Origin of the sequence: Deinococcus marmoris (genome assembly GCF_001949125.1) — a bacterium.
In the GTDB taxonomy this organism is placed as follows: domain Bacteria; phylum Deinococcota; class Deinococci; order Deinococcales; family Deinococcaceae; genus Deinococcus; species Deinococcus marmoris_A.
Window position 1 is genome coordinate 76,751 of record NZ_MSTI01000057.1, and the last position, 25,752, is coordinate 102,502.

Annotated in this window: 23 protein-coding genes and 1 rRNA gene; 9 read left to right on the top strand and 15 right to left on the bottom strand. The window is 65.1% G+C overall.

Annotation, left to right across the window (positions count from 1 at the left end; all coding sequences use genetic code 11):
* Nucleotides 1-55 precede the first annotated feature (55 nt).
* From BOO71_RS08320 to BOO71_RS08345, 6 genes are all read left to right on the top strand, one after another.
* Nucleotides 56-352, top strand: coding sequence for a type II toxin-antitoxin system Phd/YefM family antitoxin (locus BOO71_RS08320; RefSeq protein ID WP_075831478.1), 297 nt, complete (start codon nt 56-58; stop codon nt 350-352).
* A gap of 8 nt (nt 353-360) precedes the next feature.
* Nucleotides 361-729 carry a PIN domain-containing protein gene (locus tag BOO71_RS08325; RefSeq protein WP_175607398.1) on the top strand — a complete coding sequence of 123 codons (369 nt, stop codon included), beginning with the start codon at nt 361-363 and terminating at the stop codon, nt 727-729.
* Nucleotides 730-880: 151 nt separating this feature from the next.
* On the top strand, nt 881-1,873 hold the full coding sequence (locus BOO71_RS08330) for a peptidase C39 family protein (protein WP_139322834.1): 993 nt from the start codon (nt 881-883) through the stop codon (nt 1,871-1,873).
* A 110-nt stretch (nt 1,874-1,983) separates the two neighbouring features.
* Nucleotides 1,984-2,820 carry a hypothetical protein gene (locus BOO71_RS08335; protein WP_075831480.1) on the top strand — a complete coding sequence of 279 codons (837 nt, stop codon included), beginning with the start codon at nt 1,984-1,986 and terminating at the stop codon, nt 2,818-2,820.
* 55 nt (nt 2,821-2,875) lie between these two features.
* Nucleotides 2,876-4,576 (top strand): adenine deaminase, encoded by a 1,701-nt coding sequence (locus BOO71_RS08340; RefSeq protein ID WP_075831481.1) that lies wholly within the window; start codon nt 2,876-2,878, stop codon nt 4,574-4,576.
* An 815-nt stretch (nt 4,577-5,391) separates the two neighbouring features.
* Nucleotides 5,392-7,515, top strand: a complete 2,124-nt coding sequence (locus BOO71_RS08345; RefSeq protein ID WP_075831482.1) for an NPCBM/NEW2 domain-containing protein — start codon at nt 5,392-5,394, stop codon at nt 7,513-7,515.
* Between the two features lie 403 nt (nt 7,516-7,918).
* On the opposite strand, the gene BOO71_RS08350 is transcribed toward BOO71_RS08345, so the two are convergent.
* The 5 genes from BOO71_RS08350 to BOO71_RS08370 all read right to left on the bottom strand — a co-directional run bounded on the left by BOO71_RS08350 (nt 7,919) and on the right by BOO71_RS08370 (nt 15,795).
* A complete protein-coding gene (locus BOO71_RS08350; protein WP_075831483.1) occupies nt 7,919-9,178 on the bottom strand; it encodes a glycosyltransferase family 4 protein in 1,260 nt (419 codons plus the stop codon).
* Nucleotides 9,178-10,161: a UDP-glucuronic acid decarboxylase family protein gene (locus tag BOO71_RS08355; RefSeq protein ID WP_254843086.1), complete on the bottom strand. Its 984-nt coding sequence runs from the start codon at nt 10,159-10,161 to the stop codon at nt 9,178-9,180. The genes BOO71_RS08350 and BOO71_RS08355 overlap by 1 nt, the downstream gene beginning before the upstream one ends.
* On the bottom strand, nt 10,158-11,627 hold the full coding sequence (locus BOO71_RS08360) for a UDP-glucose dehydrogenase family protein (RefSeq protein ID WP_254843087.1): 1,470 nt from the start codon (nt 11,625-11,627) through the stop codon (nt 10,158-10,160). The genes BOO71_RS08355 and BOO71_RS08360 overlap by 4 nt, the downstream gene beginning before the upstream one ends.
* 550 nt (nt 11,628-12,177) lie before the next feature.
* Nucleotides 12,178-13,137: a hypothetical protein gene (locus BOO71_RS08365; protein ID WP_075831484.1), complete on the bottom strand. Its 960-nt coding sequence runs from the start codon at nt 13,135-13,137 to the stop codon at nt 12,178-12,180.
* A 264-nt stretch (nt 13,138-13,401) separates the two neighbouring features.
* Entirely contained in the window at nt 13,402-15,795 is a 2,394-nt protein-coding gene (locus tag BOO71_RS08370; protein WP_175607399.1) for an NPCBM/NEW2 domain-containing protein, read from the bottom strand.
* Nucleotides 15,796-16,632: 837 nt separating this feature from the next.
* Here BOO71_RS08370 and BOO71_RS08375 point away from each other — a divergent pair.
* The gene (locus BOO71_RS08375) at nt 16,633-17,904 is read left to right on the top strand and encodes a glycosyltransferase (protein WP_175607400.1); all 1,272 of its coding nucleotides are present in this window, start codon (nt 16,633-16,635) and stop codon (nt 17,902-17,904) included.
* Nucleotides 17,901-19,388 carry a lipopolysaccharide biosynthesis protein gene (locus BOO71_RS08380; RefSeq protein ID WP_075831487.1) on the top strand — a complete coding sequence of 496 codons (1,488 nt, stop codon included), beginning with the start codon at nt 17,901-17,903 and terminating at the stop codon, nt 19,386-19,388. The genes BOO71_RS08375 and BOO71_RS08380 overlap by 4 nt, the downstream gene beginning before the upstream one ends.
* Before the next feature lie 9 nt (nt 19,389-19,397).
* Here the strand turns inward: BOO71_RS08380 and BOO71_RS08385 are convergent, their stop codons facing one another.
* From BOO71_RS08385 to BOO71_RS08395, 3 genes are read right to left on the bottom strand one after another with little or no spacing between them, the layout of a single operon-like run.
* Nucleotides 19,398-20,000 (bottom strand): IMPACT family protein, encoded by a 603-nt coding sequence (locus BOO71_RS08385; protein WP_075831506.1) that lies wholly within the window; start codon nt 19,998-20,000, stop codon nt 19,398-19,400.
* A 5-nt stretch (nt 20,001-20,005) separates the two neighbouring features.
* Nucleotides 20,006-20,608, bottom strand: a complete 603-nt coding sequence (locus BOO71_RS08390; protein WP_083653239.1) for an NUDIX domain-containing protein — start codon at nt 20,606-20,608, stop codon at nt 20,006-20,008.
* Nucleotides 20,609-20,617: 9 nt separating this feature from the next.
* On the bottom strand, nt 20,618-21,238 hold the full coding sequence (locus tag BOO71_RS08395; protein WP_075831488.1) for a DUF4403 family protein: 621 nt from the start codon (nt 21,236-21,238) through the stop codon (nt 20,618-20,620).
* Between the two features lie 73 nt (nt 21,239-21,311).
* On the opposite strand from BOO71_RS08395, the gene BOO71_RS08400 reads away from it, so the two are divergent.
* Entirely contained in the window at nt 21,312-21,626 is a 315-nt protein-coding gene (locus BOO71_RS08400; protein WP_075831489.1) for a hypothetical protein, read from the top strand.
* 170 nt (nt 21,627-21,796) lie between these two features.
* On the opposite strand, the gene BOO71_RS08405 is transcribed toward BOO71_RS08400, so the two are convergent.
* From BOO71_RS08405 to BOO71_RS08435, 7 genes are all read right to left on the bottom strand, one after another.
* On the bottom strand, nt 21,797-22,288 hold the full coding sequence (locus BOO71_RS08405; protein ID WP_075831490.1) for a hypothetical protein: 492 nt from the start codon (nt 22,286-22,288) through the stop codon (nt 21,797-21,799).
* A gap of 55 nt (nt 22,289-22,343) precedes the next feature.
* Complete coding sequence (folK, locus tag BOO71_RS08410; RefSeq protein ID WP_254843088.1) at nt 22,344-22,871, bottom strand: 2-amino-4-hydroxy-6-hydroxymethyldihydropteridine diphosphokinase; 528 nt, start codon at nt 22,869-22,871, stop codon at nt 22,344-22,346.
* A gap of 11 nt (nt 22,872-22,882) precedes the next feature.
* Nucleotides 22,883-23,245 (bottom strand): dihydroneopterin aldolase, encoded by a 363-nt coding sequence (folB, locus tag BOO71_RS08415; RefSeq protein ID WP_075831491.1) that lies wholly within the window; start codon nt 23,243-23,245, stop codon nt 22,883-22,885.
* Between the two features lie 22 nt (nt 23,246-23,267).
* Complete coding sequence (folP, locus tag BOO71_RS08420; protein ID WP_368482870.1) at nt 23,268-24,065, bottom strand: dihydropteroate synthase; 798 nt, start codon at nt 24,063-24,065, stop codon at nt 23,268-23,270.
* Nucleotides 24,066-24,133: 68 nt separating this feature from the next.
* Nucleotides 24,134-24,913, bottom strand: a complete 780-nt coding sequence (locus BOO71_RS08425; protein ID WP_075831509.1) for an ImmA/IrrE family metallo-endopeptidase — start codon at nt 24,911-24,913, stop codon at nt 24,134-24,136.
* A 92-nt stretch (nt 24,914-25,005) separates the two neighbouring features.
* Nucleotides 25,006-25,272, bottom strand: a complete 267-nt coding sequence (locus BOO71_RS08430; RefSeq protein ID WP_075831493.1) for an acyl-CoA-binding protein — start codon at nt 25,270-25,272, stop codon at nt 25,006-25,008.
* A gap of 141 nt (nt 25,273-25,413) precedes the next feature.
* A 16S ribosomal RNA gene (locus tag BOO71_RS08435) occupies nt 25,414-25,752 on the bottom strand; the annotation flags it as partial.

The window sequence follows — 25,752 nt, forward strand, 5'->3', positions numbered from 1 at the left end:
ATCGCCACTGCTTCTTTGTGTACACATCGCGTACACTCTGAAGAGGAGGCCCCACATGACTGACTCTCCCAAAATTGCCAAATTTCCCGGCAGCCTGACCCGTATGGGCGTGCGGCAGTACCGACAGGACATCCCGCGTGTGATCCGTGCAGGGCAGGCCATCGTGATTGAGCGGCATGGGCAGCCGGTGGGCATTTACATTCCCATCAAGCAGCGTGACCGTGAAAAGGAAGCGCGGTTGATGGCGGAGCTGGCCGACTCGCTCAAGGAACTGCGAGAAGAGACTGGGCTGTCGGAGGAAGAGTTGGCTCAATTGATTGAAGAAGAGCTGCGGACGCCGCTGGACCCGTGAGACTGGCCGTGGATACCAACACCCTGGTAGGTGAGTTGTTGAGAACCAGGGGACGCGACTACATGCTGCAAGCACCGCACACCTATTTTCTCAGTGAGCGGGTTCTCAGTGAGACCCATTATGAATTGCCGCGCCGGGCCACTCGAATGATTGCCGGGGGTGCCGTTGGGCCAAGAATACAGGCCAATCTGGCCCTGGCCCTGCGAATCGTGGCTGAGCAAACCACCGTCATCTCCACTGCCCTCCTGCGCCCCTACGAGCAGGAAGCCCGGCTACGGATTCCCCGCGATCCTGACGACTGGGAACTGGTGGCCGTGGCCTTGCTGACCGGGGCAGACATCTGGACCAATGATGCAGTCTGGGTTGTGGGCTGGTGACCTGGGCCACCGACGTGTTGCACGTCCTGCATCCGCCGCCGTCCTCACCACCGCCCAAACCAGACGCGGCATAGTCGCCCCATTCATGCGGAATTGTTTTAACGGTTTTCTTCTGGCTCTTGCACTCAGCGGCGGCGCGGGGGCGCTTACCATGACCTATCCGGGCAGCACCACCACCATCCACGAGCGGGCCGCCGACTGGGCAGGCGCGGAAGTTCAGGGCGCGCAGATTCACGCGGAGGCCGTCTCGCTGGCTCCCGGCGTCACGAATGGCACGCTGATCTCTGCCCCACAAAACGTTGCGGCCTTTGATGAACTGGTGCCGTCGTGGAACGCCCTCACGCCGGGCGCGGGCAGCGTGAGTGTGGAGGTCCGGGCGCAGACGGGAACGGTCTGGTCCCGCTGGTACTCGTTTGGAACGTGGAGCAGCGCGGAAGGCCGCAGCAGCCAGAACGGCCAGAAGGACAGCGCCGGGCAGATCATGACCGACACCCTGCGCCTGACCAGAAAGGCCACGGCCTACCAGTACCGCGTGACCCTGCGCGGCGAGGGAACCACATTGCGCCTGTTGGCCTTCAACACCTCGGACAGCGCCCGCCGGAGCGCGGGGCTGGGGACGGTCAGTGACAGGGCGGCGTGGGGCAAGATCAACACCGTGCCGCAGCGTTCCCAGATGATCTACTCGGACGGCGGCGAGGTCTGGTGCAGCCCCACCAGCGTCTCCATGATCCTGGCCGCGCGTGGCGTGGATGTCACCGTGCCGCAGGCCGCCAAAGCCACCTATGACCGCGCCTACGACGGCACCGGCAACTGGTCCTTCAATGCCGCCTACGCCGGGGCGCTGGGCCTGCGGGCCTATGTGACCCGCCTGCCCAGTCTGGCCGCCGCCGAGAAATTCACGGGCGCGGGTGTGCCGATTGCTGTCAGCCTGGGCTGGAAGAAAGGCGAATTGCCCGGCGCGGCGATTGCCACCAGCAGTGGGCACCTGATGGTCTTGATTGGTTTTGATAAGGCAGGCAATCCGGTGCTGAACGATCCTGCCGCACCGAACAACGAAACCGTACGCCGCACCTACCCCCGCGCCGCCTTTGAAAAGCTATGGCTCTCGCACAGCGGGGGGCTAAGCTACGTAATTGGGGAGTAACGCCTACGGCGTGGTCTGAGAGTCAAGGGTGTAAGCGTCTAAGGCTGGGGCGAACTCTGAGCTTGACCCTTAGACGCTTAGACCTTTAGACCCCTACACTCAACCCACGCATGGACTTTCCCACCACCTGCCCCACCTGTGGCCGCGAGAACCGCGCCGAGTACGCCGACAGCAGCGTGCATGACCTGAGCTGCGCGCACTGCGGGGCCGCCTACTGCGTGCTGGTGCGAAAGCAGAAGTTCGAGGTGCTGTTCGACCTGGGCACCCGCGCCCTGATGGACGGTTACGCCCGCGAGGCGGTGGCCAGTTTCGCAGCGGCGCTGGAACGCTTTTTCGAGTTCTACGTGCGTTCGTATGCCCTGGAACGTGCCTCGGATACGGCATCGGATTTTGGCGCAGCGACGGCGGCCCTGACGGCCACCTGGCGGCACGTCGCCAGCCAGTCCGAGCGGCAACTGGGCATGTTCGCGCTGGCCTACCTGCTACGGGAGGGCAAGGAGCCGGACTTCCTGACCCCCGCCGCTCTGGGCGCGGACTTCCGCAACCGCGTGATTCACCGGGGCGAGTTGCCCGCCCGCGCCGATGTGGAGGCGTACGCCGCACAGGTCTTCGCACTGATCGACCGCCTGCTGACCGAGCTGGGAGACGGCGCGAAACAGGCCGAACTGGCGCAGGAACAGGCGTTCGCCTTGCACATTGCTGGGCTGCCAGACGGGGTGACCGCCGTGTTCGAGGAACATCCCGGCATGTTCCGCGCCCGCCGTTTCGGAACACTTGCACCCATGCCCAAGCCCGGCAAGACGGCCACGCAACCCGCCCCGAAAAGTGGCATGAACAGCAGTGGGATGAACAGCGCCCGCGCCTATCAGCAGGCGCAGCAGCAGGCCCTGTTTCAGCGGGCGCTGGAGGAACGCGGGAAGTTGCTCAAGGGGTTCAAGGGCGGGTAGCGCCAGAAGGCGGCGGCGGTTGGACGCCTGAACCCCTGCGCCCCTAGACTGCCCCATGCAGTTTGAAAGTGATCGGCAGGGGGACCGGAGGCGACTGGTCCGGGTGGCGCGGGGCGAGGAGGCGGGCGATCTGCTGATTCGCGGCGCACAGGTGGTCCAGCCCGCCACGCGCGAGATTTTTGAGGCCGATGTGCTGGTAGCGGACGGGCGGGTGGCCGCGCTGGGCGGCGCTGGCATGAATTTCAAGGCCGCGCGGGTGGTCGAGGCGCGCGGCGCGTTCCTGGCCCCAGGCTTCATCGACGGCCACATCCATATCGAGTCCAGCCTGTTGACTCCGGCAGGTTTTGCGCGGGCCGTGTTGCCGCGTGGTACGACGGGCGTGGTGGCCGAGCCGCACGAGGTGGTCAACGTGCTGGGCGTGCGTGGTCTGGAATGGATGCTGGAGGCCGGGCGCACATCGGGCCTGCGCGTGTGGGCCTCTGCGCCGTCGTGCGTGCCTGCCAGCGAATTCGAGGACGGCGGCGCACATGTCACAGCGGCGGAAACGGCCCGGATGCTGCGCGTCCCCGGTGTGCTGGGGCTGGCCGAGATGATGAATTACCCCGGCGTGCTGGGCGGCGACGCGGGCGTGTGGGACATTCTGGAGGCCGGACGAGCGGCGGGCGGGCGCATGGACGGTCACGCCGCCGGGGTGCGGGGCCGTGACCTGATGGCCTACGCGGCGGCTGGAATGCACTCGGACCATGAGGCCGCCACGCCCCAGGAAGCCCGTGAACGCCTGCGCGCGGGCCTGTGGCTGATGGTCCGCGAGGGTTCGGCGGCCCGCAATCTGGACGCCCTGCTGCCGGTGCTGCTGGAGCGCCCGCGCCGCGCCATGCTGGTCAGCGACGACGTGAGCGTGGACGAGTTGCTGGAACTGGGCCATCTGGACCGCCTGCTGCGAACCTGCGTGGCGGGCGGCCTGCACCCGGCGGACGCGGTGGCACTCGTGACCTGCAACCCGGCGGAATACTGGGGCCTATACGACTGCGGCCTGGTCGCCCCCGGTTATCACGCCGACATGGTGCTGCTGCGCGATTTAAAGAATTTTGAAGTGCTGGAAACGTTCATCGGCGGCACAGAAGCCCGGCCCGGCGAGGTCACCCCGCCCCTGGACGGCGGCGGCGTGGACCTGGGAGCCGACTGGGATACGGCCACGTTTGACGTTCCCGCCCACTGGCCAGTGATGCAGGTCAGCCCGGATCAGATCACGACACACAGAGGCGCACCCGGCAGCGCCAATTCAGAGAGTGGAGGGGCGCGCATGGTGGTGGCGGACCGCTACGGGCGCGGCCACCGGGCTGCCTGCTGGACCTCCGGCACGGGCATGGGCAGCCGGGGAACGCTGGGCATCAGCATCCTGCACGACGCCCACAACGCCGCATTTTTGGGCGGTAACGACGACGACGTGCGGGCGGCAGGCCACGCCCTGCGCGAGATGGGCGGCGGCGTGGTGGTGGTCTCGGGCGGCGCGGTTCAGGCCAGTCTGCCCCTGCCCTACGCGGGCCTGATGACCGATCTGCCCCCGCAGCAGGCCGCCGCCCGACTGGGCGAGGTCACCGCTGCTGCCCGCGCCCTAGGTTGCGTGCTGCCGTACCCGGTCACCACCCTCAGCTTCCTGGGCCTGAGCGTGATCCCATCCCTGAAACTGACCCCACGCGGCCTGCTGGACGTGGAGGCCTGGAAGTTGCTGGCACCCACACCCGATCCTTTCTAGAACACGTATCCCGGAAGAGGGCACCCTGGCTTGCAAATCTCCGCTGGAGAGTGCAGCCAGGGGTTCCAGTTCTGTCACTGATGATCCCCCGGTCTTCGCCCAGTATGCCAACGCTTTCGGCGCATCTGGCAACTTCATCAGGTGACGGAGGTGCATGCCGTCGGGTGGTGCAGCGGAACCGCACAGAGCAGTACAGAGCAACCCTCCAAGTGCGGGTTCCGTCTCAAGCCATCTGCTCCCCAATTCCAGTGGTGGAGCGTCTTCGCGCGCCTCACTTTAATCTCATATCTCATTAAAAACACATAAAAAGGGAAATAGATTCTAAATCCTTGACGCCAATTCCAATTTTTTATACGGCATCTAGAATATTGAAAATATAATATATATTATTAAAATGACTTTAAATTTTTAAAATTGATTTTACCGCTTGTTTTTCTACTTTATCTATTTGAAATGGGCTAATTTATTCTTACATTTTCCTTACCCAGAGAAAAATAAAGAAATTTATGCGAAGGGCGGCAGCTTTGCGCCAATCTTCAAATTTTTCTTACAGACCTCATACCAGATGGCCTTTAAAGGGAATGACCCTCCCCCTATACACCCGTTAAAAAGACGTTAAATCTGAATTTCTGTTAAAAATTGAGCAAAACGAGGCTTTTTGCTATGGATATTTCATAGATGAAGGTCTGGCCAAATCTGTAGCGTGATGGCAGCCGAGAAGAACACCCCATCCCCCGGCGACCCACACGCCATTTTTATAGATCCTCCGAATCTGCCCCTTCCGTCGACGACGCGCCTTTCCCAGGAGAACCCACATGTCCCCCATCCACTCCACTGCTCCGCTGTCCCCGCTCGCCAGAACCGCCCGTCCCCTGCGCTGGCTGGTGTGGTGTGCGCCCCTGATCCTGGCAGCCTGCTCGGGTCCCAGCGTGCCCCAGGAGCCGGTGGCCACGGTCACCACGCCGCCCGTCCAGGAAAGCGTGGCGCAGGACAGCGTGTATGACGGCACGGACCGCTCCTGGACCGACACGGAAGCGGGCACCCGGCTGACCCAGGAGTCGCTGGGGACGGGCAACAACATGCTGAGCAACTCGCCCTGGACGGCGGCCAGCAACGGTTGGGGACCCATCGAGCGCAACATCAGCAACGGTGAGTCCGGGGCCAAAGACGGGCGCATGATGAGCGTGAACGGCAAGAAGTACGACAGCGGTTTCGGGACGCACTCCAATTCCTCGATGACCTTCAATATCGGCGGGGTGTGCAACCGCTTCATCAGCGACGTGGGCATCGATGATGAGGTCGGCGACCAGGGCAGCGCGGTCTTCCAGGTGTACGCCGACGGCGTCAAACTGTTCGACAGCGGGAAGATGACTGGCAAAGACGCCTCCAAGACCGTCAACATCGACATCGCGGGTCGCAAGGAACTCAAGCTGATGGTCACCGACGCGGGCGACAACAACTACTACGATCACGCCGACTGGGGCGGGGCCATTCTGGTGAACTGCAATATGGCTGCGCCTGCCCCTGCACCTGCCCCTGCAACTTGGACCAGGATCGCCGGCGAGGGTGAGTCTTTCTCTGTCAGCGGAACGCAGAGTGTCAGATACGGCGCTGGCACCGCGTGGATCGTAAAAGACGTCACCTCCAGTGGCCAATGCACCAACGGGTTCTTCGGCAACGATCCGGCCTATGGCACGACGAAATCTTGCGAGATCAATGCACCAGCACCTGCACCCGCTCCAGTCCCTGCGCCCATTCCCGCTCCAATCCCTGCGCCCATTCCCGTACCTGTTCCTGCGCCCATTCCCGTACCTGTCCCTGCTCCGGTGCCTGCCCCCATTCCCGTGCCCGTCGTCAATGGGCCGCTGGTGATCACCAAGGGCGGTACCTACAGCGGCGAGTACCTCAGCAACGATCCTTCGGTTCCGGCCATCCAGATCAAGACCTCCGAGCCGGTCATCCTGGAAAACTGCACGCTGCGTGGACGGGGCAACCTGATCGACGCCTCATGGACCTCGGCCAACCTGACGGTCCGCAACTGCAAGGGCTACGGCCTGAACCCCAATGACCGTACCCGTTACCCGGGCCGTTTCCTCCAGGCCGAGGGCGTCGTCTCGCTGCTGATCGAGAACAACTTCATGGAAAAGACCAGCGGCATCTATATCAACAAATGGCAGGGCAACAAGGGCCTGCCCGTGACCATCGTCATCCGCAACAACCTGGTCCGCAATATCGAGGGCCGCTACAGCGACGGCAACGGCGGCTTCCAGGACAAGTTCTACCGGGTCCAGTTCGTGCAGTTCAACGGCATGCGTGACATCAGCGGGGCCGAGATCGCCTGGAACCGCGTGGAGAACACGGCCCGCCAGAGCCATGTCGAGGACGTGATCAACATCTACGATTCCAATGGCACGGCCAGCAGCCCGATCCGCATTCACGACAACCTGATCAACGGTGCGTTCTCGGGCCGCCCCGACGACTCTTACAGCGGCGGCGGCATCATGATGGGCGACGGCTGCAACTCCGGGTACACCGAGGCCACAGGCAACACCGTTCTGGAAACCAGCAACTACGGCATCGCCGTGGCGGGCGGCCACCACCAGAAGATCAGCGGCAACACCATGCTAGCGCTGGGCAAACTGAGCGACGGCACCCTGCTGGACGCAGACAGCGACTCCGGTTTCTACCTGCGCAACTACTGCCAGGCCCCCAACGACGCCAGCACCGTGATCGCCGAAGGCAACACCGTGGGCTGGGGCACCCCGACCGCCAGCAACCCCGACGCCCGCTGGGACTGGTCCGTGACTGCCGGTGTGGAACGCAACAACACCAGCATCCAGGCCGCCAACCGCGCCGTCAACCCGCAGCTCCTGGCGCAGGCCGTCACCGCCTGGGAAAGCCGCGCCAAGGCCGCCGGAATGATTGCTGGCCCGCGCTGATCCTTACCGCCCGACCCAGGTCCCTCTCCGTTCGGAGGGGGGCTTTTTTCTGGTGCCTGCCTGCTGGTCTGCTACGGATTCGGTTTGTCACGCGCCCAGACCAGAACAACGCGCGTTCAGGACACCGTCGCGAATAGAGGCCCATGAAGAAGACTCTCTGCGGCGCAGCTCTGCAAGTCCCACTCGGAGTTCCAGATATGCGCGACACCTTATCAACCGGAGTCCGTCGCATAGCAAGCGAAGAGAGGAACGCCTCGTGGCTGTTCAGCAGACGCTTCAGCCTGGCTCCACGGAACATGGCCCTCTGCTGATGAAATCCTCTCCGAATGGTGCCAGGAATCAAAAAACCCCCTGCACGAGCAGAGGGTGGAAAGATGTTCTTTGCCTGGAGTTGAGGCGAGTCTTAGCCTTCCGCCTGGCCCAGATAGCTTTGCAGCACGGCGTCCACGAACGCCTGGGGGGAGTGGTCCTTCTGAAACCGGGCAGTTTCAGGGGCAAAAGCGGACACGTCGAAGTCCTGCACGCAGCGGGCCAGCGCCACCGGGTCTTCCGGTGCAAACAGTGCGCCCAGACTGTACGTTTCCACCATCTCGGCCAGCACGCCCACGTCGGCAGCCAGCACGGGCAGACCCAGCGACGCGGCGATGATCAGCGGCCCGCTCTGGCCCGCGAAATAGCGCCGGTACGGCAGCAGGCAGGCGTCGGCGGCCAGAAAATAGCCCTCCACAGCCTCGTCGGCGATGTATTCGAGGTGCAGGTGCAGCCGGTCCGCGAGGCCCAGCCGCTCTCCCCGCTCACGGAACGCCTCGGCATCGAAGGCGTACGCGGAACCCGCCACCAGCAGATGAACATGGGGGGGAAGCAGGGCCAGGGCCTCCAGCGCAAGATCACTGCCCTTATCGTGCCGGGTCCCGCCGAAGGCCAGCAGCACTGTGGCCTGGGGCGGAATATTCATCTGCTGGCGCACCGCCTGCCCGACCTGCTCACGTTCCTCTAGCTGAAATTGCAGCGGATGGGCGGGATGCGGCACGGCGTCCAGCTCTCCGGCCTGGACGCCCCTGATCAGCGCCCTGGAGTGCATCATCACGCGCAGGCCCAGAGCGCCCAGCGTCCGCAGCAGCAGGCGGTGGACCGGCTGGCTGAAACGGCGTGCCTCGAACTCTTCCAGGAAATAGGCCCAGTGCAGCGTCCCCCGCACCGCCATTGCGCGGTTTTTTCGGCCTGCCAGCGCCGCCACCAGCGGGGGTAAAAAGCTGTCCAGCCACAGCAGGTGCGCCGTATCTGCGCCCAGACCGCCAGCCATCCGCAGCGCCGCGCGCAGAAACCGCAGGTTCACACGGTCCCTTGCCACGCGGTTCAGGCGGTAATACGCCGGGCCGCTGTCCGGGCCGCTGTCCGGCCCACTGCCCGGAAATAGCGGCAGAACGTGGCCTGTGGCCTGTGGCACGGCCCGGCAGACCTCCTCCACGAAGGGTGCAGGTCCGATGATATGAACCTGGATGCCCTGATCCGTCAGGCCCTGGGCCAGCGTGACCGCGTAACCGCCGTGATGCCCTCCCCACAGGGGATCGATCAGTGCCACCACGCGCACGGCCCGGCGGAGTGCCGCTTCCCCACCCGCTGGTTTCTCAGGTTCCGCTGGTTTCTCAGATTCCGCTGGCATCACGCCTGCAACACCTGCTGGCGGAAGCTCTCCACCGTGCGCGTCAGGCCCGCGCGCAGGTCTACCCCCGGTGCCCAGCCCAGCAACTCGCGGGCGCGGGAAATATCGGGCTTGCGCTGGCGGGGATCGTCGGCGGGCAGCGGTTCGTGGATGATCTCCAGGCCCGGCTCGATCAACTCGCGGATCACCTGCGCGAACTCCAGAATGGTGTACTCGTCGGGGTTGCCCAGATTGACCGGGCCGTGGACCGCCTCACTCTCGGGCAAGCCCATCAGGGCCACGATGCCGCCCACCAGATCGGTCACGTACTGGAAGCTGCGGGTCTGCTGGCCGTCACCGTAGACCGTCAGCGGTCCCCCGGCCAGCGCCTGCATCACCAGATTGGTGACCACGCGCCCGTCGTCGGGGCGCATACGCGGGCCGTAAGTGTTGAAGATACGGATGACGCGGGTGTCCACGCCGTGGTGCCGATGGTACGCGAAGGTGATGGCCTCGGCGTAGCGCTTGGCCTCGTCGTAGCAGCTCCGCAGGCCGTTGGGGTTGACGTGGCCCCAGTAGCTCTCGGGCTGTGGATGCACCTGCGGATCGCCGTAGACCTCGGAGGTGGAGGCCAGCAGAAAGGTGGCCCCATGTGCGTGGGCCAGTTCCAGCGCGTTCTGGGTGCCCTGCGCGCCCACCATCAGGGTTTTGATGGGAAACTGCTGGTAGTGCGGCGGGCTGGCCGGGCTGGCAAAGTGCAGCACGAAGTCCAGCGTCTGGCCATCGAACGCGGCGGCCTTGTACGGAATGCCCTCGCTGACATCCGCCTGGATGAATTTGAAGTTCGGGTGATTCGCAAACAGCGCCGTGTTGGCGGGCTGCCCGGAGATGTAATTGTCCACGCCGATGACCGTGTGGCCGTCGGCAAGAAACCGCTCGGTCAGGTGACTGCCCACGAATCCGGCGCTGCCCGTGAGCAGGATGTTCTTGGGAGCCACGGTCACTTTTTCGCCTGAGGCGCGACCTGCTCGGAGCTGACCTGGCTAGGGCTGACCTGGCTGGAGCTGATCTGATGCTGGCTGACCTGGCTCTGGCCGCGCCGTCCGATCTGCTCCAGCGTGGCGGTGGGGATGGCGCAGCGCAGGGCATTGCGGGTGTCGATCACCAGCGGCTGGCGCATGGTCCGCACGGCCCCGTTCCAGTCCAGCTCGGTGTAGTCCTTCCACTCGGTCATCAGCAGCACGGCGTCCGCGCCGATCAGGGCGGCTGCGGCAGAACTGGCCTCGGTGTAATTCAGGTGGCCCCACTCGCGGCGGGCGCGTGGCATCGCCACCGGGTCATGCGCCACCACCGTCGCGCCCAGCTCGTTCAGGCGGGCAATGGCGTCGTGCGCCGGGGCGTCACGCAGATCGTCTGTGTTGGGCTTAAAGGCCATGCCCAATACCGCCACGCGCTTGCCCTGAAGCCGATGCAGGTGCTTTTGCAGCTTGGCAATCACCAGTTGCCGCTGGCTCTGGTTGACCGCCACAGCGGCGCGCAGAATGGGCATGTCGTAGCCGTATTCCTCACCAGTGCTGATCAGGGCGGAGGTGTCCTTGCCGAAGCACGAGCCGCCCCAACCTGCCCCAGCCGACAGAAACTGCCGCCCGATGCGCGCGTCGCTGCCGATGCCGCGCGCCACTTCCTCGATATCGGCGTCCACGCGCTCGCACAGCCCGGCGATCTCGTTGGCGAAACTGATCTTGAGGGCCAGAAAGGAGTTGGCAGCGTACTTGATCATCTCGGCGCTGCTCAGGCTGGTGGCCACCACTTCCGGGCGGGTGTAGCCCTGGGGCCGGGGCACATGCGCCGGGGCCTGAAAGTCCTGCTCGATCAGCGGGGCGTACAGTTCCAGCAGGCGCGCCACGCCGGCACCGTCATTGCCGCCCAGCACCAGCCGGTCCGGGTACAGGCTGTCGAATAGCGCCGTGCCCTCGCGCAGAAACTCGGGGTTGCTGACCACGTTGTACTGGTGCTGCTTGTAATCCGGGGCATTTTCCTCGATGATCCGCGCCACCCAGTCCCCTGTGCCCACCGGCACCGTACTCTTGTTGACCACCACCTGCATCTTGCCGTTCAGGTGCCGCGCCACGTCCTGCGCCGCCGCCGCCAGATAGCGCAGGTCCGGCTGTCCGCCCGGCAGCGGCGGCGTGCCGACGCAGATAAAGATCACGTCCGCATCTGGAATGGCCGCCGAATAGTCGGTGGTCCAGTGCAAGCGGTCCCCGCACTCGGCCATCAGCTCGCCCAGCCCCGGCTCGTAGATCGGCAGTTCGCCGCGCACAAGCATATCCACCTTGTCCTGATCGATGTCCAGTCCCATCACCTGATGGCCAAAATAGGCGAGCAGGGCGGTAGTGCCCAGGCCGACATAGCCCGTGCCCACGACGGCGACTTTCATGGGGGTGCGCAAGGTAGGGGTATATGGCATGTTCAGAAATCTCCTCGGAGGGTGGGGGGAAAGCACGGAGGGCGCGGGGAAACGGCGGCAGTGAGAACAATTGGATCGACACAGGAGCGGTCTTCAGATGATGGAACAGACCAGATGGGGAATGCATCTCCCAGAGTCTGGAGGCGGAAGCCACCCGTGGCGCGGGCCTTAGGTCCTGAGCATAAGGCCAGATCCATGTGACCGATTCCCACATGTTGAACTTAATCGATTGGGCGCTAACGAGAAGTAAATTGTCCCGACCAGTCCGGCAATGCTGGCAACCCGTTTCAAAGGACCAGTCTCTCCGGTGGCCTATTGGGAGAAAGCAGCGCCCCACAGCCTTTCTCTGCTCTGAACCTACCCCCTCAATGCTTGCTTTTCCCTGTTCTGACATCTTCATGAAGAGAGAGGCCACACGGAGAAAGTATGGGAACCTGCTCCCCGAAGCGTTTTCGTCTAGACAGCAGCTCTAGTCTTCACGAGACTGCCCGCCAGAAAAGAGCCGCCAAAAGCACTGGCCTTCGGCGACACTCAGGGAAACGCTCTGGCGCTAGCGGTGTGGCACGGTAGAGGTCACGTTGCGGCTCTCGCTGGCCTCGTGCCGGTACAGGGAGGGGGTACCTTCGGGCGTGCTGTCCCAGTCCAGCACCTCGGACTCCGTGGGCTGGCGGCGGCTGCCCAGCAGCACTGCGCCGCCGCCCGCGAACAACAGCGTCAGCAGGGCGGCCAGCGCTCCTGTACGCAGGGGCCGGGGGGTCAGGGGCCTGGCGGGATCGACGGCCTCGGCGATCACGTCCAGGGTGCCGGCCACGCTCTGGCGCGAGGAGGTAATGACAGCCAGATCACGCACGATGGACGCGCGGGCCTGCCTGTTGACGTCGTCGGTGCTGAGGCCGCCGGTCTGCGCGGTACGGTCCAGCACGTCCAGTTGCAGCTTCAGGGCGGCGCGGGCCTGCTCCGAACGCTTCTGGGCGCGCTGGATGTCCCACAGTTGCAGCGCGGCAACCGTGGAGTCGGCCAGCACGCGGGCCAGTTCGGGGGTGTTGGCCTGAGCGCTCAGGATATAGACGACGCCGCTGTTTGAATTGCTGGGGCTGTTCTTGTCGGGAACGATCTGCAACTTCTTGAAATTGCCGGTACTCAGCTCGGTTTCAAGGTCATTCCTTATCTTGGCCACCGCCACGGGCGCGATGCTGGCGGCCCGCAACCGGTTGATGACCAGCTTGACCACTGCCGGGCTGTGCAGGGCCTGCTCCAGCCCACCACGCGGCAGGGGCGAGGGCCGCAGCAGACTGTCGTTCAGCGCGCTGCTGCCGTCCTGCTCGGTGAACATGCTGCTGGTGGCCTCGTAGACCTTGGGTTGCAGACCGGACAGCAGAAACGCGCCCACCCCCGCCAGCACCGTGACGCCCAGAATGGGCACGGCGGCGCGGCGCAGCAGACGGACCACCTGTGGAAATTCGAGATCGGGGCGGGTGACAGCAGGGCGGGGTGAGGGGCTTTGCATCATGGGTTTTCCTTTTGAAAGAGCGGGGCTTTAAGAATCAGGGCCGATGGCAACTAGAAGCGTGTGGTGATCAGGGCAGGACACAGGCGCAGACTCGGAAAGCGTGGCAGCAGCGATAGCGTCAAGGCTGTGTGGGAAACGCGCCTGCTCCGTGGCTCCCACCGCGTTCCTCCAGAAGCAGGCAGATCGCTGGGGCTGTTCCACTGCTCTGTCCATTGCGCCGCCTCCTGTCTCAGAACACCCGCCCTGCTCCCGGTCACATGGTCCTCAGCGCACGATCTCGATGCCTGCAATGGAAGGGTAGTCCACCGAGGCGCTCAGGGTCAGGTTCAGCGCGCCGCCCGTGACCTGCACGTTCACGGTCTTGACCAGCGCGGTGTTGCCGTTCCCGGCCTGCTGCACGATATCCAGATTGGGCAGCACGTTCTGACCCTCGGCCACCACGTCGAAGACCCGTTTGCCAGCGGTGGTGTGCGCCAGATCGGCGAAATGCAGCCGGAGCGTCTGCGGGCCGTTTTCCAGCGGAATATCAAAGTTGATGGCGCGCGGCGTCAGGCTGCCCACGTTGCCCCGGTAAGTGCGGTACAGCGTGTCGTTGGTGGTGCCCAGAATGTCGAGGGCCGTATTGGGACCGCCGTCCGGCTCGTTCTTGGCCGTGTTCGGCGTGAACAGCGCGTAATTGTTGCGGTCCCGGTCCGAGAACCACACGTTGCCCTGCGGATCGGTGAACTGCCCCCCGGCAGGCGTGAGACCCACATCGATCAGGATGGAGGCGGGCTTGAGGTTGCCGATCAGGTAGACGTTGTCGTTGTAGTCGTAGTTGATCCCCGAGTAGTCCATGATCAGCAGGTAGGTGCCGGGCATGATCTGGCCCGCCCGGTCCCTGGCTTTAAAGAAACGCACATGCTGACCGCAGGGGTCCACGCACCCGTTGCCACGGTCCGCGTTCTGATCGTTCAGTGTGGCGTCGCTGTTCTCGCTGTCCACCCTGAACCCAAAGGTGGTGGCTGGCGAGAAGGTGGCCACCGCCGGATCGTTCGTGCCGTTCTTGCGGGGCAACACCGACTGACCGTCGATGCCCGCCTGGGTTAGGATGGCGGGACCGTCAGTGTCGCCCTTGGTAAACCATTTCAGGGTGGCCGCGTCGCCCTGGGTGTGGTAGGCGGCCAGTTGCTGAACGGTCACGGGCGCGGCGGCATCGATGCGCTGCCAGTACGGCGCGATCACCTCGTCGCCCTGCGGGGCCACCCGGCCCTCCTGATTGACATCGCCGCCTGGCGCGAACTTCGTCTGGAACCCGAAGCCGCCTTCCACGATCTCTTCCAGCGACGGCTCCTGGCCGCTCTCGGACTGGCCCTGCCACACGCCCGCGAGCTGAATGACCTGTTTGGGGGCTGCCGCGTCGCTGGATTCCACGGTCAGGGTGCCGCTGTGGACCTTGCCGACTGGCGAAGTGCCCTGCGCCTTGAAAACCACCTGCACGTCCTGGGTCTTGCCCGGGGCGAGGTCCAGCGGCAGGGTCAGTTTGGGGTCCACCTCCCAGGCCCCCGTGATGGGCAGACCCGTGACCTGCAAGGCACCGCTGCCCGTATTGGTGATCCGCAGCGTGGCGCGGTCATGTACGCCGTTGCTGGGTGGGCTGACCAGCGAGCCGATGCGGCTGAAGACCAGCCGGTCCGCAAAGGGGCCACCGTCCAGACTTTGCAGCTTGGCGCGGCCCAGCGACGTGTTGGGCTGGGGCCGGGTGGCGCTGGCGCTGCTGGGGGCCGAGGCGTTGCCGCTCTTGTCCACCGCCACCACCTGATAGTACGAGGGCACGCCCTGCGGCGCGGCAGCGTCGGTGTAGGCGGAGACCGTCAGCAGAGTGGTGGTCAGCACAGTGAATGTTCCACCGACGCTGGTCGAACGCGACACGCGGTAGCCCGCCAGATCGGCTTCGGAGTTGTCTGCCCAATCCAGAGCAATGCCCCCGCTGCTGGCTGTGGCGGTCAGGCTTTTCGGGGCCACCGGCGGCGTGACGTCGGCCCCCGGAAGCACCTCGCAGCTCACCTGCGCGTCGGCCCAGTCGGCGTGGTCATACGCGATGCCGTCCCCGGCGTCCGTGACCACCAGCTTCAGTTCCTTGACGCCCTTGACGGAGACCGAGAACACCTTGGCCGCACTGACGCCCGTCATCGTTCCGCTTGCAGCCAGCAGTGTGTCGTCGCCGTAGACCTGAAAGACCACGCTGCCCCGCGCTCCCACCTCTGCGTCTATACCCACCGTGGCGCTGAAAGTGGAGCAGTTGCCGTTCAGGGTGTAGGTCAGCGTGCTGCCCGCATGCACGCCGATGCCCTTGGCGAAGGTCTGGGTGCCGATCTTGAGGGCCTGACCGTCGCCGGGCAATTGACTGCCGTTACTTTTATCCAGCTCGATAGGCCCCCAGGCGTTGCTGGCCGAGCTGTAGCTCAGATCGGACAGGTAATTCCGGCCCTGGGTCAGGGGTCTGGGGGAGGCATCTGCCTTGCCCGTCCAGGGATAGGACTGGCCACCCGCGTAGGGGTCCGTGGGTTTGGGAGGATCGGACGGCTTGCAGCCGATCAGCAGTCCTGTTCCCAGCAGCGCCAGCGCCATTCCTCTGGCCCATCTGGCCGGCCTCTTGTCCTGTCTTCCCTTCCTCATGGTCTCCCCTTTCCTTCCCTGTCCTGTCTGCACTTCAGTCCTGCCCTTGCCTTCGGTTCCGTCTCGCCTTTCTGCCCACCCACCATGCCCCATGCGCGGCAGGCCGGGTGCCTCAGAACTCCTCTTTAAAGGTTCATGTCATCGATATTTGCTGGACCACACTGACGTGACCCATCCGAAAGCCAGAATGCGGTCTGGGGCGTAAATGTTTCGTTGCGCGCCTGTTCCACCCGATCCGTCTGCACCGCATGGCCCGGAAGGCGGTAGACCGCCCCAGCCCCATTACGGGAGAACACCTGTCCTCCAGGCAGACCGTCGGCCCCCTTTGCGCCCGCAACCATTCTGCCCCTGTCCTGGGATTCAAGACTTCCGCGTTCCTTTCCAGACTGCTCTGCTTCCCCCAGCCCAGCCGAGGAGGGCTTGCTGCACAGCCTGTTTGATACGGACTCCGATGGGCAGGCCATCCACACAGAACCTCCGCCCCAGGCTGGATGATGCAGACATCCCACTCATAAAAATGATGATGCCGCTAAACACGGCGTTTTTGGCTCCTCCCTCCTTGCGGGGGACTGGTACAGCTCGCACCGCGAGAGGCTGGGAGGGGGGAACCGCAAACGCCGTCCCAGCGCAGCCAGAGAAAAAAGACATCTTGCGAAAATCAGCGCAAAGCCAAACATGAGAAACTTGTCCGCATCACCCAGCCGCCCCAGGCTCTGCGGACCTGGGGTTTACTTTCGGGTAACGCGCACGCGCCTATGCTGGCCCGCAGATGATGGTCCCTCCCCTCCGCCGCCCTGCTCGACCTACCCGCCTCCACCGGCCCATCACCCGATGAAGGTGCTGCACCTGAGTACCAGTGACGGCGGCGGCGGCGCGGCGCGGGGCGCGTTCTGGCTGCATCAGGCGCTGAACGCGCACCTGGATTCGGCCATGCTGGTGCAGAACAAGGTCACGGATGATCCGAAGGTGACGCAAGCCCGCCCAGCACTGGCCTCGAAGCTGGCGCGGCGGGCCGAGCGCGTGGTGCGCGAGCGCCTGGGGCCGCTGGAATATTTCTCGCCCGCCGCCCTGAACCTGCCGCTGCACCATCAGATCAACGCCCTGCGGCCCGACGTGGTCAACCTGCACTGGATCAACGACGGCTTCCTGAGTCCCGAGAGCCTGGCGGGGATTCACGCGCCAGTGGTGTGGACCCTGCGAGACCTGTGGCCCATGACCGGCGGCTGCCACTACGCCCAGGACTGCACGCGCTTTGAAGCCGAGTGCGGCCATTGCCCGGCGCTGGGGTCCACGCGCCCGGACGACTATTCGCGCACGCTGCACCGCCGCAAGTCGCGGTCCTGGAACCGCCGCCCGCTCACGCTGGTGGCCCTGAGCCACTGGCTGGCCGACGAGGCGCGGCGCAGTTCGCTGTTCGCCGGACGCCGCACGGTGGTCATTCCCAACGCCCTGGACACGGCGGTTTTCCGGCCCCTGGGGCGGCAGGCGGCCCGCGCAGCCCCTGGCCTGCTGGCGGGGCTGGGCGCGGCGGCAGACCGCCGACTGATCCTGTTTGGGGCCATGAATCCACTGAGCGACACCCGCAAGGGCTTTGCAGAACTGCGCCGCGCCGCCGAGATCCTGGCCCGGCGGCCCGATGCCCACACCCTTGAACTGGTGGTCTTCGGGCCGCTGTACGGTCAGACCCCGCCGCCCATGCCCCTGAAGACCCATTTTCTGGGTTCCGTGGACGATGACCACGCCCTGGCCACCCTGTACGCGGGCGCGGACCTGACCGTGATGCCCTCTCTGGAGGAAGCCTTCGGCAAGGTGGCGATGGAATCGATGGCCTGCGGGACCCCGGTGGTCTGCTTTGATGGCAGCGGACCCGCCGACATCGTGGACCACCGCGTCAACGGCTACCTGGCCCGGCACGGTGACGCGGCTGATCTGGCTGCCGGGATCGCCTTCCTGCTGGACCATCCCGAACCCCGCGCGCTGGAGGCTGCCGCACTGGCGAAGGTCACGGCGCACTACACCTTCGAGCGGCAGGCCCGGATGTATTCGGACCTGTATGCCCAGGTGCTGGAAGAGGCGCGGGAGCGCGGCAAAACGGACGTCCGCACGTGACCAACCTCAAAAGCAGAACCGTCAACGCCATGAAATGGAGCTACCTGACCATGTTCATCGTCGCGTTGATGGGCCTGGTCTTCTCGGCCATTCTGTCGCGCCTGCTGACACCCAAGGAATTCGGCGTGGTGGCCATCGCCTACGTCTTGCAGCGCTTCGGCCAGTTCATCGGCGATCTGGGCGTGGGTCAGGCACTGGTGCAAAAGCCCGAGCTGAGCGGCGAGGACGTCCAGGCCGGGTTCACGTCCTCCATCGGGCTGGGGCTGCTGGCCACCGTGGCGGCCTGGCTGCTTGCTCCGCTGGCCGGGGCGTATTACAGCATGCCGGACCTGCCCATGGTCTTCCGGGGCTATGCCGCCGCCTACATGCTGACCGCCATGGTGGTCATCTCGACCAGCCTGCTGCGCCGCCAGCTCAATTTCCGGCCCCTGCTGATCGGTGAGGTGGTGTCGCTGGTGATCGGTCACGGGCTGTTCGGGCTGGGAGCCGCCTACCTGGGCTTCGGCGCGTTCAGTCTGGCGATCAGCGCAGTGGCTCAGGCCCTGATCCAGATGATCATCCTGTACGCCTACACCCGCCACAGCCTGCGCCTGACCTTTCGCCCGGAGTCCTACCGCGCGCTGTATGCCTTTGCCACCCGCGTGACCGTCATCAATTTTCTGGAATTCGTGAGTTCCAGCCTGGACACCCTGATGCTGGGACGGCTGTATCCCCAGGCAGAACTGGGCATCTACAAACGGGCCTACAACACGGTAGGCGTTCCGGCCCTGGCCTTCGCGACCAGCCTGACCCGGGTGCTGGCCCCGTCGTTCAGTTCGATCCAGAGCGAATCCGAGCGTCTGCGGCGTGCCCACCATTCGGCCCTGGTGGCCCTGCTGATCGTCATGTCCTGCGTGGCAGGCGGCATTTTCGTGGCGGCTCCCGAAGTCGTGGCGGTGCTGCTGGGATCACAGTTCGTGGGGGCCGTGATCCTGGTCAAGATTTTTGGCCTGCTGGTGCCGTTCATGGTCTCCAGCAATCTGGCCGGGGTGCTGGCCGAGGCCACCGCGCAGCTCCGGGTCAAGACCAATATTCAGGCCGTGTATCTGGTGGCCCTGGCGCTGAGCTTCTGGACGGCTTACAGCCTGGGCGGCAGCGTGGAGGTCATTGCACTGGTCATGCTGGCCGCCATCATCGTGCGAAACCTGGCCTTTGAACTGATGGTCCGTTCCATCGTGGGCGGTGGGCGCGACATCCTGAAATCCTATGGTGTCGGCGTGTTGTGCGGCCTGGGCACGGCGGCCCTCTTTTGCGCCGTGATCGTGCCCCTGCGCGGTCTGGGGCTGTCGTTGCCCCTGCTGTTTATCGCTGAACTGCTGCTGGGCGGGCTGGCGCTGGGCGTGGCCATCTTCCTGGGGCCACCTAACGAGCTGAAATCCCTGGCCCTGCGCGCGGTGCCCGCCGTCACCAGCCGCCTGCGCCGCGCGACCGGAAAGGGAAGCTGAAGCCGGAGTTCATTCCACCTGTGCCTCACCGCGCGTCGCGTCCGCCAGGGCTGCCGTGAACGCCTGCACGTCTTCCGGGAAGAGGCCCAGCGACATCTCTATTCCCGACACGGTGTACTCCTCCTCGCCGCGCGCGGTGTCGAAGGTGTCCAGCAGGTGGTACAGGGCACTCAGGTGCGGGAACGGCACGCGCACCCGCAGCGGCTGACGCGGGCGGACCTCCAGGCGGGGCGCAGTCCGCAGACATTCCGCCGCCGCTCCGCCGTAGGCGCGCACCAGACCGCCCGTTCCCAGTTTGACGCCGCCGTAATAGCGCACCACCACGGCCATGACATGGTCCAGCCCCTGACCCCCGATGGCCCGCAGCATCGGAGCGCCCGCCGTGCCCCCTGGTTCACCGTCATCGTTGAAACGGTATTCGGCCCCAATCTGATAGGCCCAGCAGTGGTGCGTGGCGTCGGGGTAGCGCGCTTTGACCGTTTCCAGGTACGCCAGGGCTTCGGGCGGCGTGTCGGCGCGCGCGGCGAAGGCCAGAAATTCGCTGTTCTCCACCACGGCGCTGTGGCGGTGTTCCCCGGCCAGGGTGGTGAAGGGGGAGGGGAGGTCAGGCAAATCCACTACAGCAGCCCGCGCTCCACCAGATGCCGCCGCGCGTGGAACAGCGTCAGGCCGCTGGGGCCGTCCTGAATTTCCCCGGCCTCCAGCATGCGGTATGCCTCTGGGAGCGGCAGCACCACGCGCTCGATGGTCTCGGTGTCCTCGTGGTGGGTGGCCCCCAGGGTCACGTTCAGGGCCAGCGCAGCGTAAAAGACCACGCCGCTGATGCTGGGCTGCGGGTAAAAGCCTGGAAGCGGCACCCAGTCGTGGCTCACGCCGCCCACCTCTTCCAGCAGTTCGCGGGCAGCGGCGGGCAACAGGTCCTCGCCGCGCTCCACGCCGCCCGCGACGACCTCCATGATGGTGGCGCGCAGCGGGTAGCGGTACTGGCGGATCAGCACCGCCTCCCCTGCCACCGTCACCGGCAGCACGAACACGGCGCGCGGCCCACGCGGACGGTACTGGTACAGCGTTTCCACGCCCGCCTTGACCCGCACCCGGTCTTCCAGCACCACCCGGTAGCCGTCCACCAGTTGGCGGCTTTCCAGCGTGTCCCAGGGCTGGGCGGCGTCTTCGGTCAGCGTGGCCCAGTTGGGATGAACGGACAGGGGAAAGTCAGGCATGGGTCCAGGCTAGCGCGGCTTTACCGTGACTGGCTGAGCGGGCGGCAACACCCCGTCCGCCTTCAGGGTCACGCGCAGGTCTCCACCTGCCACGGCGGTCAGTAGCAGCGCGTCAGGAGTGACCTCAAGGCCAGTCACCGCCAGTCGCGTAACCGTCCCGGCCACCTCTATGCCGTCCACCGGCGTCAACGGGAGGCGGTCTTGTGCCTGAGCGCGCAGTTCCGCCATTCGGGGGCCGAGGTCCACGCGCGCCAGCCGCGCCAGATACGCCGTCACACGGGCATCGGCCAGCAGGCTCAGCAGCCGTCCGCTCAGGCCGTCCTTGCGGGTGTTCAGGGCCACGTCCTCCAGCGTCAGCACTTGCCCGGCCCGGTCCAGCACCGGGGTTCCCGACAGATCGAAGGTGGCCTTCAGGCCCAGCAGCCCATTGCTCTGGACTGAAACTGCGGCGCTGAGACGCGGCCCAGCGGCGCGGAGCAGGATATTCGTCACGCGCAACGTGGGCGCAGTCGGCAGTGGCAACGTGAACACCTGCTCTGCCGCCCAGGCGGTGCCCAGCCGCGACAGTTCCGAATACGGCAGGCGAAGGGGCAGGGTCAGCGAGGCGGCGGGGTGCAGGTCTGGGGTCATCGGCCCCCCAGAGATAGCGCAAACGGTACCTGCCACGCGCTCACGACAGACGCTGCACGCTAGACTCTGCGCCATGCGAAACGCGTATCTCACGGCGGCCCGGTCCCTGCAACTGGGCCGCGAGTGGGCCGTCGAGGGCGATCAGCCCCGCGCGCTGGAAGCCTACGCCGACGCCCTGGGCCTGCTGCGGACCCTGCCCCCCGAGCGCACCCGCGACGTGCTACTGGCACACACCCACCTGGCCTTCTACCAGACCCTGGAGCTGATGGGCAACTCCGGCGGCCAGTCTCACCTGCATCTGGGCGTCAGTTACGCCCGCAGCACCCGCGATCCGCTGGCCCGCGCCATCGCTGAGGAATGCCTGAGCGGGCTTGATGTGGTGATGTGACGGGTTGTGGGGCGTAGGTTGTGGGGTGTAGGGAGAGACAGGAGGCGAGAAACTGGCCATGTTTCTCGCCCTCCATGTCGGTGGGGATCGACTGCTTTTTAGCGCATTCCGTGAGTCACGCAATCACATGCCCGCTTTTTCCACGACCTACAACCCACAGCCCACAACCTTCACTGCCCTGGCAACTGCAACTGCGCCTGCGTTTCCTGGCCCTTGGGGTGAACGCACTGCATGGGCAACTGGCCCAGCGCACGGGTCTTGCTGCCACTGTGGACCGAGATGGTGGCGGGCGCGGTCAGGGTCCAGCCGCCGCCCTCGATGTTCTCGGTGGCGCGGATGATCTGGGCGGGTTCGGCCTCCAGCTCGGCGCGCAACTCATCGCCCTTGGCCAGCGGGGCGCTCTGTTCCACCAGTGTCTTCAGGGGAATGGCCTGACCCTGCGCGCCCACGGTCAGCTTCTCAGTGTCCGTCAGAAGTTCACGGCATTCCTCGATAAACTTGTATTTGCTGACGCCGTTGGCCTCGCGGTCACTGTAAATCGGGTTGCCGCGGACGGCCACGGCGGTCACGAAGCCCAGCAGCGCCACGGTCAGCACGATGGCCACCCACAGCAGCGCGCGGCCCACGCCGCCATGACGTTTGTTGGAGGTCAATTCGCTCATATCGCTTCGTAGCATAGCGCCGCAGCGGCCCGCAGACGGTAGGCAGCGGTCAGATTCATGAAAAACTGAGCCAGTCCGTCGCCTCTGCCTGAAGGCCCGACCCGTCCATCCGCGCCAGTGCCTGCCCCACCGTCTCACCCGTCTGCGGGTGCGCCAGCCCCACATTCAGGTCCGCCAGGGGAGCGAGAACGAAGGCCCGCTCCCAGGCGCGCGGGTGCGGCAGGGTCAGGGGCGGACCCGCCTCAATCCAGTTGCCGTACACGATCAGATCGAGGTCCAGCACCCGCGCCTCCCAGCGCTCGCGGCGTTCGCGTCCGGCGCGGGCCTCGGCGTCATGCAGGGCCGCCAGCAGTTCCAGCGGTAAGAGGCGGGTCCGCAAACACAGCGCCGCATTCAGATAGTCCGGCTGACCCGATGGGCCGCCGACGGGAGCCGTCTGGTACAGCTTTGAGACGCCACAAACCTCGCCCAGCGAACTGACCTCGGCCACGGCCCAGCGCAGTGTTTCCAGCGGACGGCCCAGATTCGCGCCCAGAGCGATGTAGGCGTCCACGTATGAGTCGCCTGGGGCCGAGTCGCTCAAGGCCAAGTTCCTCAAGGCGCAGGCTGCTCCAACGTCAGCTCGGCAAAAACGTCGCGGAACACGCCGGGCAGCGGGGCAAACGGCTTATGCACGCGCACGGTCACGCGGGCCAGTCTGGGCTGATCGTTCAGGATGCGGCGGGCAATCCGGTCCGTCAGCACCTCAATCAACTGATGGCGCTTTCCCGTGACTTCCTCCTGGATAGCGGTGTAGACGGCGGCGTAATTGACGGCGGCACTCAGCTCGTCGGGCAGTCCGGCGAAATCGTAATACAGCTCGGCGTCCACCACGAAACGCGCGCCCAGCACGCCCTCGGTGTCGTAAACGCCGTGCCGGGCGTGAAATTCCAGCCCTTCCAGTATCACGCGGCTCATTCTCGGTTCCTCGTCAACGCCGTCATCCCGGCAAGTCTAGCGCTGCCTGTACCCGCAGCGCCTGAACGTGCGCCGCCGCCGCATGCGCCCGCACCAGCGCCGCGCCCGTGCTGGCCGCGTGCAGATGCAGGGCCAGCGTGCCGGGGTCACGGTCTTCCGCACGTGGAACGTCGGCCAGATAATCGATCAGGCGTTTGCGGCTGGCCCCCAACAGCACGCCGTCCGGCCCAGCCGTCAATTGCGGCAGCGCCCGCAGCAGCGTCAGATTATGCTCCCGCGTCTTGCCGAAACCGACCCCAGGATCGAGCAGCACATCCGGCACACCCGCCGCCCGCGCCACCGCCGCCTGTTCGCGTAAAAAGGCGAAAACCTCGGCCACCACGTCGTCGTAGCTGGGGTTTTGCTGCATGGTGCGCGGCTCGCCCTGCATGTGCATCAGGGCTGCCGGTGCGCCCGCCTCAGCACAGACCCGCCTCATCTCGGGATCGCGCAGACCGCCGACGTCGTTCACCAGATGCGCCCCGGCCCGTAGCGCGGCCTGTGCCACCTCCGGCTTGAGGGTATCCACGCTGAGCAAGACGCCCTCTCCAGCCAGCGCCCGGATGACGGGGAGGATGCGGTCCAGTTCGGTTTCGGCGGGCACAGGTTCTGCGCCGGGGCGGGTACTCTCGCCGCCGATATCCAGCACCAGCACACCCGCGTCCCGCATCCGGCGGGCAGAGGCCAGGGCCTCCGCCAGCTCAAAGTGCCGTCCACCATCGCTGAAACTGTCCGGCGTGACGTTCAGAATGCCCATCACCGCCGTACCTGTCCATGACACACGCCAGCCAGCCGAACCTTTCTCGCCCCCTGGCACAGGAAAGCCGAAGTTCAGGCCGTGCAGGCGGTTCAGATCTCGTCCTTGCCGGCTTTGAAAGGCAGTGTGAAACTGACCAGCACACGGTTCCGTTCTGGAAACACATCCACGTAAGCAGGCATCTTGCGGCCAGACCGGAAGGGAATGTAGCTGTCCTGCGTGATGGGAATGCCGGTGTCCAGCGCCACCGCCACCGGATGATCGTCAGGAATGGGAGTGCCCGGGCGCAGGCTGTATTTGACCCCAGCGGCGGCACTGCTGGCACGAACGGTCAGGGCCTTGCCGGACAGATGCTCCTCTTCACTGTCTCCAGGCTCGGCGTCGATGCGCGTCACAGCGCACACCGCGTAGATCACCAGGGCATCGCTGCGCTCGGCCAGCGTATAGATGGCGCTGGAGGCACTCACATCGGCACGGCGGGTCAGCTCCGCCAGGGCGCGTCCGCTGGGGCCAAAGCGGGTCAGCAGTTCCGCTGTCAGTGCCTCGGGCATCAGGATCGCCGCCGCCGCCACGTTGCACAGCGTCTCGATCACTTCCTCCAAGCGGTCCCCCTCGAAACTGTCGTGCAGATCGCTCAGCAGGTCGTCATCCCCCAGCAGCAGCGCATGACCGATCTCGTGGGCCAGGGTAAACCGCTGCCGTTCTGGACGCACCCGGCTGTTGATCAGGATGACGCGGTGTTCGGGGTCATACGCGCCGTCGCGGTCTCCCATCGCCATGAAGGTCAGGGTCACGCCGTCCAGCCCGGACATCAGGCTATGCGTATCCAGGCCCGGCAGCGCCTGGGCATAAGCAGCGGCCAGCTCGCGCATTCTCGTCTTGGCCGGGGCCAGCACGGAGGGAGAGCCAGCCGCATGGGGGCCAGAGTCGGGAACGGGGGAATCCGTCACCCGCCCAGCTTACTTCAGCTCCCGGCCTGAAGTGACCTGACCAGTTCGGTGTATTCGCGCTGGGCGTCTTCCGTGGACTTGCCGCGCAGGGCATCCCAGGCGTCGTATTTGGCCGCACCCACGAAATCGAAACCGCCTGGACGCTCTGTGCCAGCGTCACCCCCGCTGCCCTGCTTGTACAGCCCGTAGAGCCTGAGCATCACATCGTTGCCAAGCTTTTTAGGAAGCGCCTGTGCATCCTGCTGTGCCCGCACGAAAGCGGCCTGAATATCAGAGGTCATATTCACAGTCTATCTGTTTCCGGGCAATTCCGCGTATCAGACGACAAAAAGCTGTCCCCCAACATAAGTTGGGGGACAGCTTGGGGAGATGAGCGACACTTCTGCACAGGGCAGAAGGAACACACGTAGTGAGGAGCTTGTAAAGGAGGTGATCCAACCGCACCTTCCGGTACAGTTACCTTGTTACGACTTCACCCCAGTCATGAACCACAGCCTAGACGCCTGCCTTTCAGCTCCCGGCGGTTTGAGCTGCAATTTACTCCCGTGGTGTGACGGGCGGTGTGTACAAGGCCCGGGAACGTATTCACCGCGGTATGCTGACCCGCGATTACTAGCGATTCCAACTTCACGGAGTCGAGTTGCAGACTCCGATCTGAACTGGGGATGGCTTTTGGCGATTCGCTCACTCTCGCGAGTTGGCTGCGCGTTGTACCATCCATTGTAGCACGTGTGTAGCCCAGGTCGTAAGGACCATGCTGA

Coding starts and splice junctions, on each gene's coding strand:
- BOO71_RS08320 (WP_075831478.1), top strand. CDS start 56: ATGACTGACTCTCCCAAAATTGCCAAATTTCCCGGCAGCCTGACCCGT.
- BOO71_RS08330 (WP_139322834.1), top strand. CDS start 881: ATGACCTATCCGGGCAGCACCACCACCATCCACGAGCGGGCCGCCGAC.
- BOO71_RS08335 (WP_075831480.1), top strand. CDS start 1,984: ATGGACTTTCCCACCACCTGCCCCACCTGTGGCCGCGAGAACCGCGCC.
- BOO71_RS08340 (WP_075831481.1), top strand. CDS start 2,876: ATGCAGTTTGAAAGTGATCGGCAGGGGGACCGGAGGCGACTGGTCCGG.
- BOO71_RS08345 (WP_075831482.1), top strand. CDS start 5,392: ATGTCCCCCATCCACTCCACTGCTCCGCTGTCCCCGCTCGCCAGAACC.
- BOO71_RS08350 (WP_075831483.1), bottom strand. CDS start 9,178: ATGCCAGCGGAATCTGAGAAACCAGCGGAACCTGAGAAACCAGCGGGT.
- BOO71_RS08360 (WP_254843087.1), bottom strand. CDS start 11,627: ATGCCATATACCCCTACCTTGCGCACCCCCATGAAAGTCGCCGTCGTG.
- BOO71_RS08365 (WP_075831484.1), bottom strand. CDS start 13,137: ATGATGCAAAGCCCCTCACCCCGCCCTGCTGTCACCCGCCCCGATCTC.
- BOO71_RS08370 (WP_175607399.1), bottom strand. CDS start 15,795: ATGAGGAAGGGAAGACAGGACAAGAGGCCGGCCAGATGGGCCAGAGGA.
- BOO71_RS08390 (WP_083653239.1), bottom strand. CDS start 20,608: ATGCCTGACTTTCCCCTGTCCGTTCATCCCAACTGGGCCACGCTGACC.
- BOO71_RS08395 (WP_075831488.1), bottom strand. CDS start 21,238: ATGACCCCAGACCTGCACCCCGCCGCCTCGCTGACCCTGCCCCTTCGC.
- BOO71_RS08400 (WP_075831489.1), top strand. CDS start 21,312: ATGCGAAACGCGTATCTCACGGCGGCCCGGTCCCTGCAACTGGGCCGC.
- BOO71_RS08405 (WP_075831490.1), bottom strand. CDS start 22,288: ATGAGCGAATTGACCTCCAACAAACGTCATGGCGGCGTGGGCCGCGCG.
- folB (WP_075831491.1), bottom strand. CDS start 23,245: ATGAGCCGCGTGATACTGGAAGGGCTGGAATTTCACGCCCGGCACGGC.
- BOO71_RS08425 (WP_075831509.1), bottom strand. CDS start 24,913: ATGCGCGAGCTGGCCGCTGCTTATGCCCAGGCGCTGCCGGGCCTGGAT.
- BOO71_RS08430 (WP_075831493.1), bottom strand. CDS start 25,272: ATGACCTCTGATATTCAGGCCGCTTTCGTGCGGGCACAGCAGGATGCA.